Here is a 13,747-nt window from a genome sequence, read left to right as displayed (position 1 = left end):
TACCGGTCATGATTCCCCTGCTGGGCGAGGAGGAGGCACAGGCCGCGGCGGACGCCGTCCGCTCCGGCTGGGTGGCCCAGGGCCCACGGGTGGCACAGTTCGAGCGGGAATTCTCCGCGCGCGTCGGCGCCGACCACGGGGTGGCCGTCAGCTCCTGCACGACCGCCTTGCATCTGGCTCTGGTCGTCCTCGAGATCGGCCCGGGGGACGAGGTGATCGTCCCGTCCCTGTCCTTCATCGCCACCGCCAACGCGGTGCGGTACGTCGGTGCGACCCCGATCTTCGCCGACGTCGACCTCGCCACCGGCAACCTCACGGTCGACACCGTCGACGCGGTACGCACGCCGCGAACCCGCGCCGTCATCGCGGTCCACCAGGGCGGCGTGCCGTTCGACGTGGCCGCGCTGCGTAAGGCCGCCGACGGATGGAACGTGGCGCTGGTGGAGGACGCCGCCTGCGCGGCCGGCTCCACCGCCTACGGTCAGCCCGTCGGTGCCGGCGCCACCATCGCCGCCTGGTCGTTCCATCCCCGCAAGGTCATCACGACCGGCGAGGGCGGCATGCTGACCACGGACAACGCCGACTGGGCGCGGCGCCTGCGCCGGCTGCGGGAGCACGGGATGAACGTCTCCGCCGCCGACCGGCACGCCAGCGCGCAGCCGGTGCTGGAGGCGTACCTGGAGACCGCCTACAACTACCGGATGACCGACATCCAGGCGGCGGTCGGCCTGGTGCAGCTCGGCCGTCTCGCCGGGCTGGTCACGCAGCGCCGGGCGCGGGCCGAACGGTATCGTGCGCTGCTGGCCGACCTCCGCGGCATCGTGCCGGTCCGGGACCCCGCCTACGGCCAGAGCAACGTCCAGTCGTTCTGGGTGCTGCTCGGGCCCGAGTACGGCACGAGCCGCGACGAGGTGCTCGCCGAGTTGGCGGCGCAGGGCGTGTCGGCCCGGCGGGGCATCATGGCGGCCCACCTCGAACCGGCGTACGCCGACCTGCCCTCGGCGCCGCTGCCGGTGACCGAACAGCTCACCCGCGACTCGCTGATCCTGCCGCTGCACCACGCGCTGACCGACGCCGACCAGGACCACATCGTCGCCGTGCTGCGCCGGCTGGCCGGTCGATGACACAGCCTCTGGTGATCGTCGGTGCCGGAGGCTTCGCCCGGGAGACCGCCGCGGCCGTCCGCGCGGTCAATCAGGTGCGACCCGTCTGGCAGCTGCGAGGCTTCCTCGACGACGATCCGGCGCTGCACGGCACCGAGCGGGCGGGTCTGCCGATCCTCGGCGGGATCGACGAGCTCGCGGAGCTACCCGACGCAGCCGTCGTGGTCTGCGTCGGCAACCCGCGCGACCAGCTCGCCCGGGCGCGGGTGGTCCGCCGGCTCGGCCTGCCCGCGGCACGCTTCGCCACCGTCGTCCACCCGTCCGCCCAGCTCGGCGCGGGCTGCCTGCTCGGAGCGGGGTCGGTGCTGCTGGCTCAGGTCACCCTGACCGCGGACGTCGCGGTCGGCAGTCACGTGGCGATCATGCCGCAGTCCGTGCTGACTCATGACGACGTCGTACACGACTTCGCGACGATCGCCTCGGGCGTGCGGCTGGGCGGCGGGGTCACCGTCGCCGAGGGCGCCTACCTCGGCGCCGGCGCGCTGCTCCGGGAGTCGCTGACCGTCGGCGCGGGGTCCCTGCTCGGCATGGGCTCGGTCCTTCTCGACGACCTGCCCCCGGCCGAGGTCTGGGCCGGCAACCCGGCCCGGTTCCTGCGCCGTACCCACCTACCCGCCGAGCCGCTCAGTCTTCGGAGGAGCCCTGTATGACCAGCATTCCGCTCGTCGACCTGGCCGCCGCCCACGCAGAGGTGGCGGAAGAGGTCGAGGCCGGCTTCAAACGGATCATCGCCGACACCGCGTTCATCGGCGGCGCCGAGGTGACCGCGTTCGAGCAGGAGTACGCGGCCTTCAGCGGCCTACCGCACTGCGTCGGGGTGGCCAACGGCACCGACGCGCTCGAGTTGGCGTTGCGCGCGCTCGGCGTCGGTCCGGGCAGCGAGGTGGTGCTTCCGGCCAACACGTTCATCGCCACCGCGGAGGCGGTCGCGCGGGCCGGCGCCCGGGTGGTGCCGGTGGACTGCGACCCCGACACGTATCTCATCGACGTGGACGCCGCGCTGGCCGCGATCACCCCGGCCACCAGGGCGGTCGTCCCGGTGCACCTGTACGGGCAGCTGGCGCCGGTGGAGCGGCTGCGCGCGGGGCTCGCCGGGCGGGACGTCGCGATCGTGGAGGATGCCGCCCAGTGCCAGGGCGCCACCCGGCACGGCCGCGGCGCGGGCGTGGACGGCATCGCTGCGACGAGCTTCTACCCCGGGAAGAACCTGGGGGCGTACGGGGACGCGGGCGCCGTGGTGGCAGCCGACGCCGGGCTCGCCACCGCGGTGCGCACGCTCGGCAGCCATGGCGGCCTGAAGAAATACACGCATGACGTGATCGGCGTCAACAGCCGGCTCGACGGGCTGCAGGCCGTCGTGCTGCGCGCCAAGCTGGCGCGGCTGGCCGGCTGGAACGCCCTGCGCCGGACCGCGGCGGCGCGGTACGACGCGCTGCTCGCCGGCCTCGACGTGGTGCGGCCGACGACGCTGCCCGGCAACGAACACGTGTGGCACATCTACTGCGTGCGGATCCCCGGCGACGGCTCGCCGAGCCGCCGGGACGAGGTGCTGGGCCGCCTCAACGCCGCGGGCGTGGGCGCCGCGGTCCACTACCCGGTGCCGGTTCACCTCACCGGGGCCTTCGCCGGGCTGGGATACGGGGCCGGCGCGTTCCCGGTCGCCGAGCGGATCGCGCCGGAACTTCTCTCCCTGCCGATCTATCCACAGATCACCGCCGAGCAGCAGGAGCGGGTGGTGGAGTCGCTCGCCGCGGCACTGCGATAGGCCCTATCCGCGGCCGCCCCGCCCGGATCGGGACGAAAGGCAGGACGTGTACGTATCGATACGGGATCGACCCGGGAGCGGCCGGCGGCCGGGCCCGCATGCGGTCGTGGCCCGTGTCTCCACGACCGTCGTCCTGCTGGGCGTGGTCAGCCTGCTCACCGACGTCTCCTCGGAGATGGTCTCGTCCGTCCTGCCGCTCTACCTGACCGCGCAGGTTGGGCTGACGATGACCGCCTACGGCTTCCTGGACGGCGTCTACCAGGGCGTCAGCGCGGCGGTTCGCATCGCCGGCGGGTACGCCGGCGACCGGAGCAGCCGGCCGAAGTGGGTGGCGGCGATCGGCTACGGGGTGTCGGCGCTGTCCCGGATCGCCATGCTGCCGGTGCAGGGGCTCGCGGCCATCACCGCGGTCATCACCGCGGACCGGTTGGGCAAGGGTCTGCGGACCGCCCCCCGCGACGCTCTGATCGCCGCCTCGTCGGACCCGGCGACGCTGGGCAGGTCCTTCGGCGTCCATCGGGCGCTGGACACCGCCGGCGCGGCGTTGGGGCCGTTGCTCGCGTTCGGACTGCTCGCGGGCGTGCCCGGCAGCTACGACTCGATCTTCGTCGTGTCGTTCGCATTCGCCGCGGTCGGGCTGGCGGTGCTCGTCCTGTTCGTACCGAACCCGCTCACGGCGACGGAGGGCCGCCGCGCCGGACTGCGCCGTCTCGGTCGCGAGCTGACCAGCCCGCGTCTGCGCCGTCCACTGCTCGCCGCCGGCCTGCTCGGCCTGCTCACCGTCGGTGACGGCTTCCTCTACCTGACGCTGCAGGACCGCGACGACTTCGCCGCGCGCTGGTTCCCGTTGCTGTACGTCGGCACCAACGTCGCCTACCTCGTGCTCGCCGTGCCGCTCGGCCGCCTCGCCGACCGGGTGGGCCGCGCGCGCGTGCTCGTCGGCGGGCACCTCGCCCTGCTCGGCTGCTATCTGCTGGCTGCCGGACCGTCGGGCGGGCTCGCCGCCACCGTCGTCGTACTCCTGTTGCTCGGCACGTTCTATGCCTCGACCGACGGAGTCCTGGCGGCGCTGATCAGTCGGCTCGTGCCCGCGGAGGTGCGGGGCAGCGGCATCGCCGCCGCGCAGACCGTCGTGGCGGCCGCCCGCTTCGTAGCGTCCCTGGCGTTCGGGCTCGCCTGGGACGCGACGGGCCCCGGCAGGGCCCTGGTGGTCGCCGCCATGCTGCTCGCGGTCGTCCTTCCCGGCGCGGCCTGGCTGCTGCGCGGTGTCGAGGCCGGCGCCGACCCGAATGGGGCCGGTACTCCGGACACCGCGGACCGGAGCCCGGCCGACCGCACACCGGACGGGGGTGTCCCGGCGTGACGACGGAGCAGGTTCAGCGGGACACCACCGCACGACTGCGGCTGGTGGTGCTGGCGGGCGTCGTGCTCCTCGCCGTGCTCGGCGCGGGCGGTTACGTCCTGCACGCGCGCACGTCGCAACCGGCGGCCGGGCCGAAGGTGCCGGCCGCGGCCAGCCGGGATCGTCTCACCAGCGTCGCGGCAGGACCGCACGTGGTGTTCCGGAGCACGGCGCAGGGCGAGGGGTACGGCCAGGTCGCGCTCGTTCCGCTGTCCGCACCCGGCGGCCCCCGCACCTTCACGCCCGCGTCGTGTGACCGCGTGTATGCCGCCGCGGGCCAGACGATCTGCCTCACCGCCAGCCGTGGTCTGGTCACCACGTACCAGGCGAAGCTGCTCGACGCGGAGTGGGCTCCGCGACGGGAACTTCCGCTCACCGGCGTCCCGAGCCGGGCGCGGCTCTCCCGGGACGGAACGCTGGTCGCCACGACGAGCTTCGTGTCAGGCGACTCGTACGCCAATCCCGGCCAGTTCTCGACGCGCACGGTGGTCAGCCGGATGGACGGTGCGACCGTCGGCGACATCGAGAAGTTCGCGCTGGTGGTCAAGGGCCGGACCGTCGCGGCGGCCGACAAGAACATGTGGGGCGTGACGTTCGCCGACGACGATCTGTTCTACGCGACCGCGGCCTCGGGAGACGCGACCTGGCTCGTGAAGGGCAGCCTGGCCGCCCGGCGACTGACGGCACTGCGCGAAGACGTCGAGTGTCCGTCGTTGTCGCCGGACGGCACGCGGATCGCCTTCAAGAAGCACGGTGACCTGCCACCGGGACAGTGGCGGCTGGCAGTGCTCGAGATCGCCACCGGCAGGGAGACCCTTCTCTCGGAGACACGCAGTGTCGACGACCAGCCCGAATGGCTCGACGACAGCCACGTCCTGTACGGGCTTCCCCGGAGCGGCACCGACGGCGCCGCCGCGACCAGCGACATCTGGAGCGTGCCCGCGGACGGTAGCGGCAGCCCGATTGTCCTCATCCACGACGCCTGGTCTCCGGCCGTGGTGCGCTAGCGAAGGCAGGCAGGATCGGCATGAAGATCATCGTTTACCCACACGCCATGAACGTCGGAGGCAGCCAGCTCAACGCCATCGAGTTGGGCGCGGCCGTACGCGACCTCGGCCACGAGGTCGCCGTGCTGGGCGACGAGGGGCCGCTCGCGGCCCGGGTCGAGGCGCTCGGCCTGGAGCTGCTGCCCGTCAGCGCCCGCCGCCGGCGCCCCTCCCCGACCGTCGCCGCGAAGCTCCGCCGGCTCATCCGGGCGCGCGGGATCGACGTGGTTCACGGCTATGAATGGCCACCCGCGCTGGACGCGGCCGCGGCGGTTCTTCCCGGCGACCGGGCCGCCGCCGTCTGCACCGTGATGTCCATGGCCGTCGCACCGTTCCTGCCCGCATCCATGCCGCTGGTGGTGGGCACCCGCGCGTTGCAGCTGCACACCGCCGCGCGCCGGCCCGGGCCCGTGCATCTCATCGAGCCTCCGGTCGACACGGTCGACAACGCGCCGGGCCACCCGGCGGGGAAGTTCCGCGCCGACCACGGGCTGCACGCCGATCCCGGCGCGGAACGGCCGCTCGACCTGGTCGTGGTGAGCCGGCTCGCCCCGCAGCTCAAGCTGGAAGGCATCCTCACCGCCATCGACGTGGTCGGCGCGCTCGCCCGACAACGGCCGGTACGCCTGGTCGTCGTCGGCGACGGTGTGGCCCGCGAGACGGTCGAGCAACGCGCGGCGCGGGCCAACGCGCAGGCGGGGCGACGGGCGGTGGTGCTCACCGGGGAACTGCTCGATCCACGGCCCGCCTACGCCGCGGCCGACATCGTTCTCGGCATGGGCGGGTCGGCCCTGCGCGCGCTCGCCTTCGGCTGCCCGCTCATCGTCCAGGGCGAGGGCGGCTTCTGGGAACTGCTCACCCCGGAGAGCTGCGATCTCTTCCTGCACCAGGGGTGGTACGGCGTGGGCGGCGGCACCGCCGGCGGTGAGCGGCTGCACGGCATCCTGCGTCGGCTGCTCGACGACGCCGCGTTGCGGCAGACACTCGGTGCGTACGGGCGCGACCTGGTGGTGCGGCGGTTCAGCCTGCAGCGGGCGGCGCTGCTGCAGGAGCAGATCTACGAGGAGGCGGTGGCGCGGCGGGCGTCCGCTCGCGAGTTCACGGCCGCTCGGGAGTATCTGCGCGCCCTCGCCGGCGTCGGCACCCACAAGGTGCGCCGGCGGGTGGAGTCGCTCCGCGGGTCCGCGGCGCGGGACGACTTCAACGCCGCCACCCTCGCGGCCGCCTCCCTCCGGCAGGAGGAACGGCAGCCGCCGGCCCGGCAGGACGTGGTCGAATCCGGTTCAGGCGCGCAGGGCTAGCTGGGCCTCGGCTGACGGCTCGGGCTCGGCGGCACCGACGGCGCGCAGTGACCGCAGCACGTCGCGCTTCTGGTAGACCAGCAGGACGATCGCGGACACCCCCACCAGGCCGGCGAGCACGAGTGCGAGCAGGTCGTGCCGGAGGCCACCGCTGATCAGGAAGACGATCACCCCGACGGCCGCCGCGCCCAGGACCGGCCGGATCATCTGCGCCGCGAACGCCCCGGCACGGACGCCGGTCCGGTCGAGCTCGTACAGATACATCGGGAGCACCACGAGCAGTCCCACGACCAGCTGGGCGAGGCCCGCGCCGGGCAACTCCCAGAGCGTTGCGCCGACGTAGAGGGCGGGAACGAGCGCGGCCAGCCAGATCACCTGCGCCGTGAAGACCACCCGGCTGCTGGCGAGCACGACGAAGTAGTCGTAGATCAGCTCGAAGATGATCCGCAACGCGGCGAGCAGTCCGAGCCAGGGCAGCACGGTGGCGGCGGGCTGCCACACGGCCCCGTAGACGAACCTGACCAGGGGCTCCGCCGCGGCCGACAGCAGCACGCAGGCGGGCAGCGTGACAGCGACGAGCAACCCGGCGGTGGACAGGAAGGTCCGGTGCATGACGGGCCGGTCGTTCTGCAGTCGGGAGAGCGCCGCCGGCGCCACCGCCCGCACCGGCGCCGAGAAGATGCTGATCGGCCAGCCCGCCAGGTTGGAGGCGAGTACGTAGTAGCCGAGCGGTACGGGTCCGAGCACCGCGCCGACGAGCAGCCGGTCCACGTTGTTGACGGTGAAGACCAGGATGCTGGAACCCGCGAGCGGGAGCCCGAAGCGCATCAGCTCCCGCGCCTTCGCACGGTCCAGTCCGAACCGCATCGACGCCCACTCGAAACGGACCAGCAGGAGCCCGCCGGCGAGCGCGCCGGTGAGCCGTCCCACCGCCAGGCTCATGGCACCCAGGCCGGAGATCGCGAGGGCGATCGAGGTGAGCGAGCCGGTCCAGTGGGTCACCTGGTCGACGACGGTCTTGCGGTCCTGGCGGAACTTGCGTTGCAGCATCGCGGCCGGCGTCGCCAGCAGGCCGTCGAGAATGACACTGACCGCGAGCAGGCGGACCACGGGGGTGGCGCCCGGCTCCCCCATCGCGGAGGCGAACGCCGGCGCGCCCAGGAAGCAGCCGACGTAGACCAGGACGCTGGAGATGACCGAGATCGTGGCCACCGTGGGTGCGATCTCCCGGGGGTCACCGGGCCACCGCACGATCGCCAGGCTGACGCCCAGTTCGTTGAAGCTGAGCACGGCCATGAGCGCCACGGTGGCCACCGCGAACGTGCCGAACTCCGCCGGCCCGAGCAGGCGGGCGATCGCGATCCCGATGGCCAGGGTGCTGAGTCGCCCCAGCGCGGTACTCGCGAAGCTCCAGCCCAGCGCCCGGCCGGCCCGACCGGACAGCGAGCCGTCTTCGCTGACCTTCAGCTTCATACCCTCACCTTGGTCACCAGGTCGTCGTGGCACCCACCGCGCGAACTCGCCGGAGGGCTGACCCGGTCAGCCGGCCCGTGGTCCCGCCAACTGAATCAGCCCGGTGAGCGCTACGGGGTCCGGAACATGACATCGACCCAGTAGTTGTGCGGGGTTCCTTCGCTCGGATAGGCCGAACCTGCGCCGTAGCGGTAGACGCCGCCGTTGGCCGAGGCGTGCAGCGGAGGCCGGTCGAGAGGGTTGTTGAAGGCGCCGACGGTCACCGCGTAGTAGCCGACCGCCGTGTGATACGAGGCCACGTAGGTGGTGCCCGCCGTGACCCCGACCGGCTGGGCGAAGGTCAGCGTCTGCCAGCCCGATCCGGACTCGTTCTGGAACGTCCCGCTGGCCAGCAACTGCCCACCGGTGGTCCACAGCGAGCCCGTGTGCACTCCGGTGTTCGCCGGGCCCTTGTAGAACCGCACACCGGTCACCACCCCGTTCACGTCGGACCGGAACCGAACCCCGACCTCCACCGCGGACCGGTCGCTCCAGTTCGGCGACGCAGGGTTGTCGGTCGGGGTGAAGATGGTGACCGACCCGTCCGTGGGCCACGGCGGCGGCGACGTCCCGGTCGGGCTCGGCGTCGGGGAGGCTGAGGGAGTCGGCGAGGGTGATCCGGTCGGACCCGGCGTGGGACCACCTCCGTCGGAGACGAACAGTGGCTCGACCCAGTAGTTGCTGGAGTTGTACGACTCGGTCGGGAAACCGGTGGTGGCGGCGTACTGGTAGACACCGTTGCTTCCCGCCGGGGCGGTGAGCGGCCCGTTGGTGTACGGCGCGACGAAGAAGTTGCCGTCCGCGGCGTAGTGGCCTTCCGGCGCGAAGTAGGACACCACGTAGGTCGTGCCGGCCGTGACCGTCACCGGAGTGGCGAAGCGGGCGGTCTGCCAGCCGACCCCGGCGCTGTCCGGGAAGGTGACGCGCGCGAGCAGTGTCCCCGTGGCCGACCAGAGGCTGCCGGTGTGCGGACCGGTGTTGCCCGGTCCCTGGTAGAACCGCACGCCGACGACCGAGCCGCTGGTCGACGCCACGAACTTCACGCCGAGTTCCACTGACCTGGTGTCGTTGACGCTCGTCTCGCCGGGTACGGCGTCGGTCCCGAAGAGCTTGGCGATCGACGGGTCCAACGCGGTGGTGAACGACCAGGTCCGCGGCGACTCCATGGCCTGGCCCTGGGTGTCGCCGGCCTGCACACTCGCCCGGTAGACCTGCTCCGAGGCCAACGCGGCCGCCGGTGTGAACGTCGCCGTCTTCGTGGCGCTGTCGTAGGAGGTGCTTCCGGCGACGGCACCGCCGCCGTCGGCGGTCAGGGTGAACTGGATCGTCGCGGGGTCGACCGCCTTGGAGAACACCACCGAGGGTCGGGCCGTGACCGGCACGTCGGTCGAGTCCGGCAGCGGCAACGCCGACACCACCACGGGTCCCGCGGCGTTGCTGGACGTGAAGAGCACGTCCACGTAGTAGTTGGTGTCCTTGTAGCTGGTCGAGGGGAACCCGGCACCCTCCCGGTAGACCCCGTTGCCACCCGCGCCCAGCGACCGCGGGGCGGTCAGCGGCGCCGACACGAAGTCCGCCGCGGTGAAGAAGGACTGCTCGGCGGCGTAGTGCCCGTTGGGCGCGTAGTACGACGCGACGTACGTCGTGAAGGCGGTGACCGCCACCGGCGTCGCGAACGTCACCTGCTGCCATCCCGAGCCGGTCTCACCGGTGAACGTTGCCCTGGCCAACCGGGTGCCACCGCTCGACCAGAGGCTCCCGACATGCGTTCCGGTGTTGGTCGTGCCCTTGTAGAAGCGGATGCCGGTGATGAAGCCGTCCGTCTGCGGCTTGAACTTGACGCCGAGCTCGTAGCCCCCGCCGTCGGCGACCGTCGACGTCGGCGGAACGCGGGCACCGAAGATCGTGCTCGGGCCGGTCAGGTTCAGCGAGAGGGTGGCCGGCTGCCCGATGTTGACGCTGTCGTCGATCGCCCGGACGAGGACGGCCTGGGTGCCCGCGCCGTTGCTGTAGAAGGGGTAGGACCAGGACGTGGTGCCGGTGGCGGGATGCCAGCTCGTGCCACCGTCGGTGGACACCTCGACCCCGGCGACCCGCCCGCCGCCGGTGTCGGTGGCGGTGCCCCGGACGGTGACCTGGCTCCCGTTGGCCACGGAGGCACCGGCTGCCGGGGACGTGATCGTCGTCGTCGGCGCGATCGAGTCCGTGGAGGCGGTCGGGGTGACGAGCCCGCTCATCGTGGTGGCGGGCCGGGCGCCCATGTCGGCCAGGAGGTTGAGCGTCGCCTGCTGCATCCGCGGGTCGGCAGGCTCCACCGGCCCGTCGTGCTGCTCGTCCAGGCCCCACGCCCACTGGATGGTGCCGGCGGAGAAGACCAGGGCGCCACTGTCGGCGCGGTAGAGGGTGAGGTGGTGGGTGGTCGTGCCCGGGGTCACGGTGTTGCCGTAGTCGCGCAGGTATTCCGGCGTCGGTCCGACCGTGGTCGAGAGGCGGATCAGTCCGGCGGGCCGGAAGCCGTTGTCGAGATCCTCGTTGGACTCGTAGCCCACCGTGTGCGGTGCGAGGGTGGCCGTCTGCCCGGCGGCGAGCGAGGCCAGGCCGGTGTCGCGCCACAACCGGTACCTGCCCTGCTCGGCCGGCACCTGGACGGCCAGGTCGGTGGAGTTGGACATGTAGGCGGTACCGGTCAGCGCGTTCTCCGGCCGGCCACCGTTCGACGGTGGACTGAACCGGGGATCACGCCAGGTGCCCGTCCATTCCGCGGCCGGGTCGATCTTCGCGTTGTTCCACGTCTCCTTGTAGCAGACCAGGGTCCGATACGCCGTCGCGGCGCCGTCCTTACTCGTCTCCCACCGGGTCCGCCAGTAGCTCTCGTTGCCGCTGAAGAAGGCGAGGTTCACGCCGGCGTCCCGAGCGGCCTCGACGTTGGCCCGCTGCTGGCCAGACCAGTACTCGTCGTGTCCCACCGACAGGAACACCTGGTGGTTCTTGATGAGCCCGCCCCGTCGATCGGAGTCGACGTTGGTGGTGTAGCTGACGTCGTACCCGTTGCGCTCGAGGAAGCGCAACATCGGGTACTCGTTGCTGAACAGGAAGTCCTCGGGGTTGTTTCCACGGGTCCCGAACGGACGGTTGTAACTGATCTTGAAAGCGCGGCCGTTGTTTCCGCCGTGGTAGAAGTTCGAGCCGCCGTACATGTTGTAGGCGTGCCAGGTGGCGTCGGAGGTCTGGAAGAACAGCGCGGAGGTGCTGCTGTCGTCGCGCACGATGAAGGTGATGTGGCTGGTGTCGCCGTTGTCCGGACGCCTGAGCTTGGCGATGAAGACGCCTGACACCGTGGTGGAGGGCACGGTCCAGGACGCGGAGACCGCCCAGACGCCGCAGTCGTAGATCTCGGTTGCCGGATCGGTGACGCAGGCCGGCTGGGATTGCGGAAGCTGCGCCGAGGGCGTGACGCTCGTGATCTTCCGGGCGCCGTTGCCGTTGTACCAACCCAACCGGTAGATGTCGATCGTGTACGCCGACGCCGTCGTCTTGATCTTGAAGTTGATGGTCTGGCCGCGGTTGACGCTGATGTCGGTGGCGAACCCCTGAATGGAATCGTCGCCGGCCTCGAAGATGTCCCATTCCGCGGGGGGCGAACCGGTCTTGCTGTTCTCGCAGACGACCGGATTGACCAGCGGTGCGCACGGATCCGTGGCCGCGGTGGCCGACCCGGCCGTGATCCCGCTGGCCACCAGGGCCAGTGCGAGGAATCCGCCACCGACGGCGAGCCGGATGCGGAATCGGTCGGCGAAGCGGACCGTCCCAGGAACGGCTCTACGCGATGTACGAAAAGATGACCGGGACCCCGATAGTTCGTCGTTCCGCTGCTGCCACCAGATCATGAACGGTCCACCCCCTCACTGCCACCAGAAACCAGACCTCACCGCAAACTCTAGGATCAGCCGGACCATAGCCAGTGGAAGAACCGCGCCACAATGTCGATTACGCCATGGGTCGCGTCAGGGCGGACGAGACGCCCTCCGCCGTTCGGTTCGCCATTTCCACACCGGACTCGGGCGGATTCGGGGACCGCCTGGCGGACGGGGTAACACACCAAAAGATCCAGTTAGTTGTTTTCGCAGGCGGCGGAGGCCGGGCAGGCGGATTGCGCAGTTATTCGAATCGATAAGTGGTCCGGTGTGGGTACCTGGGCCGGGGCCGCACCGCTAATCCACGTAGCCCGGGCCGGTGGTCCGCACCTGCCGTGACGGATGCAGCAGCCGCCACATGGCGCCGGCGCAGCCGGTGAGCACGGCGAGCACTCCGCTGAAGGTGGTGAAGGCCAGAGCGTCGAAGGTTCCCTCGGCCACCATGGCGATCACCTGCACCGCGATGAGGCAGCCGCAGAGGTGCCGGTCCGCCACCGCGGTGGCCCGCCGATAGGCGATGACGGCGAGCACGATCGCGGTCAGGTGCAGGCCCGCGAGCGTGGCGATCCCCACGATGCCGCCGCTGACCGCCTGCCCCAGCCACTGGTTGTCCAGGAAGGTGTAGAGGGTCGGGATGAAGGTCCCCTGCCCGCGGCCGAACCACGGCCGTTGACTGAAGAAGTAGCCGACGATCTCGTAGTCGTCCTTGCGGCCCTGGACGCTGGGATCGCTGTTCCAGCCGTAGAACAGGCTGGCGACCGAGCCGAGCATGCCGGGCCGGACCACCATCATGGCGGCCAGCAGCCCGAAGAAGGGCAGCACGAGGTTGTAGCGGACTCGCCAGGACCACACCGGGAGCATGACCAGCATGCCGACGACCAGCGCCAGCGTGCCGGTGCGGGACTGGGTCATCGGGATCACGGCCAGGATCGTCACGGCGGCGAGGGCCCCCCACTGGCGGACCGCGCGCGACGCGGCGAACCGGGCCACGTGCACGGCGAAGGGCAGCACCATGGCCATCACCGCGGCGAATTCGATGTAGTGCGCGGCCGTGCTCGCCACGCCGAGACGCTCCGAACCCTCCGCCGGGATCCCGGTGCCGTAGTCGCTCAGCGAGATCAGCCCCGGGACCCTGATGTACGCGGTCAGGTCGAGGGCCAGGATCGACTGGACCACCCCGATCGCGGCCATCCCGGCGGCGGCGAACACCAGAGTCTGGATGACGCCGTCGACCCGACGGCGGTTCGGCGCGCCGTCGGCGAAGGCCACCATGGGCCCGAGGAACGCCAGCGCGCCGAGCAGGGCACGCTCTGCCCCACTCGCCTCGAGGCTGGGCATGCCGCGGTACAGGCCCGCGACGTACGAGGCCAGGTAGCTCGTGAAGTATGCGATGGTGGCCCAACGCATCGGCTGGGGCCCATGGGTGGCGAGGCGCTGATGGGTCCGGGACAGCATCCAGATGGTCGCCAGCGCGAAGCCCATCAGCGTCGCGGGGCGGCCGAGGTCGCTGAACTGCGGGACGACCAGCCCCGCGGGGAGCAGAAGCGCCAGCGTCACCAGGAGGCTGAGCAGGAAAGCCACGTCAACCAGGTGACGGCGCTGCCGTGACGCGTACGTTCCGGCGTCGAGCCGGGACGGATCAAA

Annotated in this window: 9 protein-coding genes; 6 read left to right on the top strand and 3 right to left on the bottom strand. The window is 71.5% G+C overall.

Going from position 1 to position 13,747, the window contains the following annotated elements:
- Positions 1 to 8 precede the first annotated feature (8 nt).
- From GCE86_RS05515 to GCE86_RS05490, 6 genes are all read left to right on the top strand, one after another.
- The gene (locus tag GCE86_RS05515; protein ID WP_154225920.1) at positions 9 to 1,124 is read left to right on the top strand and encodes a DegT/DnrJ/EryC1/StrS family aminotransferase; all 1,116 of its coding nucleotides are present in this window, start codon (positions 9 to 11) and stop codon (positions 1,122 to 1,124) included.
- On the top strand, positions 1,121 to 1,813 hold the full coding sequence (locus GCE86_RS05510) for an acetyltransferase (RefSeq protein WP_154225919.1): 693 nt from the start codon (positions 1,121 to 1,123) through the stop codon (positions 1,811 to 1,813). The genes GCE86_RS05515 and GCE86_RS05510 overlap by 4 nt, the downstream gene beginning before the upstream one ends.
- A complete protein-coding gene (locus tag GCE86_RS05505) occupies positions 1,810 to 2,928 on the top strand; it encodes a DegT/DnrJ/EryC1/StrS family aminotransferase (RefSeq protein WP_154225918.1) in 1,119 nt (372 codons plus the stop codon). The genes GCE86_RS05510 and GCE86_RS05505 overlap by 4 nt, the downstream gene beginning before the upstream one ends.
- A 106-nt stretch (positions 2,929 to 3,034) precedes the next feature.
- Positions 3,035 to 4,291 (top strand): MFS transporter, encoded by a 1,257-nt coding sequence (locus GCE86_RS05500; protein WP_244317191.1) that lies wholly within the window; start codon positions 3,035 to 3,037, stop codon positions 4,289 to 4,291.
- A gap of 44 nt (positions 4,292 to 4,335) precedes the next feature.
- Positions 4,336 to 5,337, top strand: coding sequence for a TolB family protein (locus tag GCE86_RS05495; RefSeq protein WP_204342892.1), 1,002 nt, complete (start codon positions 4,336 to 4,338; stop codon positions 5,335 to 5,337).
- A gap of 20 nt (positions 5,338 to 5,357) precedes the next feature.
- On the top strand, positions 5,358 to 6,677 hold the full coding sequence (locus GCE86_RS05490) for a glycosyltransferase family 4 protein (RefSeq protein WP_154225915.1): 1,320 nt from the start codon (positions 5,358 to 5,360) through the stop codon (positions 6,675 to 6,677).
- Here the strand turns inward: GCE86_RS05490 and GCE86_RS05485 are convergent.
- The 3 genes from GCE86_RS05485 to GCE86_RS05475 form a co-directional block, all read right to left on the bottom strand.
- On the bottom strand, positions 6,660 to 8,150 hold the full coding sequence (locus tag GCE86_RS05485) for a lipopolysaccharide biosynthesis protein (RefSeq protein ID WP_154225914.1): 1,491 nt from the start codon (positions 8,148 to 8,150) through the stop codon (positions 6,660 to 6,662). The two genes, GCE86_RS05490 and GCE86_RS05485, sit on opposite strands and share 18 nt — an antisense overlap.
- 110 nt (positions 8,151 to 8,260) lie before the next feature.
- Positions 8,261 to 11,926 carry a DUF4082 domain-containing protein gene (locus GCE86_RS05480; protein ID WP_154225913.1) on the bottom strand — a complete coding sequence of 1,222 codons (3,666 nt, stop codon included), beginning with the start codon at positions 11,924 to 11,926 and terminating at the stop codon, positions 8,261 to 8,263.
- Positions 11,927 to 12,400: 474 nt separating this feature from the next.
- Entirely contained in the window at positions 12,401 to 13,684 is a 1,284-nt protein-coding gene (locus GCE86_RS05475; RefSeq protein WP_154225912.1) for an O-antigen ligase family protein, read from the bottom strand.
- Positions 13,685 to 13,747: the final 63 nt, after the last annotated feature.

This window comes from Micromonospora terminaliae, from assembly GCF_009671205.1.
Lineage (GTDB): Bacteria > Actinomycetota > Actinomycetes > Mycobacteriales > Micromonosporaceae > Micromonospora > Micromonospora terminaliae.
The sequence above is the reverse complement of the archived record's forward strand: the minus strand, read 5'-3'. Positions and strand labels throughout refer to the sequence as shown.

Coding starts and splice junctions, on each gene's coding strand:
- GCE86_RS05515 (WP_154225920.1), top strand. CDS start 9: ATGATTCCCCTGCTGGGCGAGGAGGAGGCACAGGCCGCGGCGGACGCC.
- GCE86_RS05510 (WP_154225919.1), top strand. CDS start 1,121: ATGACACAGCCTCTGGTGATCGTCGGTGCCGGAGGCTTCGCCCGGGAG.
- GCE86_RS05505 (WP_154225918.1), top strand. CDS start 1,810: ATGACCAGCATTCCGCTCGTCGACCTGGCCGCCGCCCACGCAGAGGTG.
- GCE86_RS05490 (WP_154225915.1), top strand. CDS start 5,358: ATGAAGATCATCGTTTACCCACACGCCATGAACGTCGGAGGCAGCCAG.
- GCE86_RS05485 (WP_154225914.1), bottom strand. CDS start 8,150: ATGAAGCTGAAGGTCAGCGAAGACGGCTCGCTGTCCGGTCGGGCCGGC.